A 1,856-nucleotide genomic window follows, 5' to 3' on the forward strand; every position below is an offset into this window, starting at 1 on the left:
ACGCTTAATTGATATCAGTTGGTTTATGCGCTCACTCAGTGAGCCCATCGCCAGAATGGCCAACAAAGAAGATAAATGTACCGGAAGATTCTGGGAAGGCAGGTTTAAATCCCAGGCTTTGCTTGATAAAGCCGCAGTACTCTCCTGTATGGCCTATGTAGATTTAAACCCAGTCAGAGCCAAGATGGCCGCCACTCCAGAAACCTCAGATTACACCAGTATTCAGCGCCGAATCAATTCAGCAATGAAAGGCGAGCAACCACCAGAGCTATTACCGTTTGTGGGAAATGAAAGACTCAATATGCCTAACGGACTCATGTTCAGCGTTAAAGATTACATTGTACTGGTTGAAGATACCGGTCGGATTATTCGAGAAGATAAGCGTGGAGCCATTAGCTCAAGCAGTCAGGACATACTGAATAGGTTAAACATCCCCGCAGAGAATTGGCTTAAAATCACTACAGAGTTTGGTGCATTATTTAAAGGTGCAGTCGGAGCGTTACCTGCCTTAACTGAATACTGTGAGCATTTAGACCGAAAACGACGACAAGGCGCGGCAAATTGTCAGCGTTGGCTGTGCGCGTAAGTCATCATCCCAAATAAAATTACAATTCTTCTTATGCTTGATAGCTATCAATGTTCTCTGCTGTGCTAAATTTCTTAGATGACACATAAATCACTCATTTAACGATAATATTTTAGCTATATCGATAAAAATTGATGAGTTGATCACTTCAATCGTAACCCTCGCCAAAGCCATGAAAAAGAGTTAAGTTACTTTTGTAAATTATGGGTGGCTTCGTTTTTTTGTTTATGAAAAAGAGTTAAGTTACTTTTGTAAATTATGGGTGGCTTCGTTTTTTTGTTTAGACCCGTTTTAACATCTCTAAAGCTTTCTTCTATCTGCATTCTAGTCGCATAAATTTTTACGACTCGTTTGGCTGTAGCACTTGAATGACAAAGTGATGTAGCAAGTAACCAAGGCTCTTTTTCACGATCTGCACTTGACCGAGATTGTTTGCTCCGTCTGGTTCTATCACCCGTTGCAGTTCTATCTTTTCTTCCTTTATCTGTACGTTTGAAGATCACTAAGCGTGAACAGAAAGACGCCTGCTCACCTAAAAAATATACCCCAAGATTCTTAGCTCTTGCACTTGCTTGTATGTATAGCCTTTTGACTGGATACCAATGATGAACAATCGTTTTTCTACAATGTGTTCTGTTTCTGAATCGCCCCACATAATCCCAATCAAGTGACAGTATTTGTTTAAACCATGGTATTCGAAATCCAGCATCAGTCACGATGATAGGCTTGCAGTCATCAGGTAGCATCGCCTTAAGTTTGGTCAAAAAGAGTAGATGAGTTTTAGGCTTCTCTTTTTTGTTTAGCGGATGTATTTCTTCATAAAGTGTCAATGAGCGCCCTTGAGCCGCCAAAGATGCTCGAATGAGAAAATGCTGCTTACGGTCATCAAGATCTGACCAATCGATATGAATGATGGGTTGCTTCATTTTCCCGACGAGCAAGTAGGTCATACGGGTATAAATGAACTCAATATCACGATGAAGATAAGGATTACTACAAAGCCTATCAACCCGCTTAATCTTATGTTTTTCCTTAGCTTTACTTTCAATATCACGGCCAAGCCCTGTGATTGATAATGCTCCACCATTCATTGAGCTTTCAATTGCAGAGAACAGACTTTGTCGGCGAGTTTTGTGCATTAACGGGGTGACAAGTGAGAGACATTTTGATAAAACTTGTTTTGCATTCATGGCATTTACTCGTGGTAATTTTTGTTTGGCGATAAATTTGATCACCAAATGCCATGAATGTTCCCACCTAATTTAAAATA

2 pseudogenes are annotated in these 1,856 nt (G+C 40.2%); one reads left to right on the forward strand and one right to left on the reverse strand.

Going from position 1 to position 1,856, the window contains the following annotated elements:
• Positions 1-586, forward strand: a pseudogene (locus tag ACWXWT_RS20390) (transposase); the annotation flags it as partial.
• A gap of 281 nt (positions 587-867) precedes the next feature.
• On the opposite strand, the pseudogene ACWXWT_RS20395 reads toward ACWXWT_RS20390, so the two are convergent.
• A pseudogene (locus ACWXWT_RS20395) lies at positions 868-1,776 on the reverse strand (IS4-like element ISShfr1 family transposase); the annotation flags it as partial.
• Positions 1,777-1,856: the final 80 nt, after the last annotated feature.

This window comes from Shewanella sp. A22, from assembly GCF_053850585.1.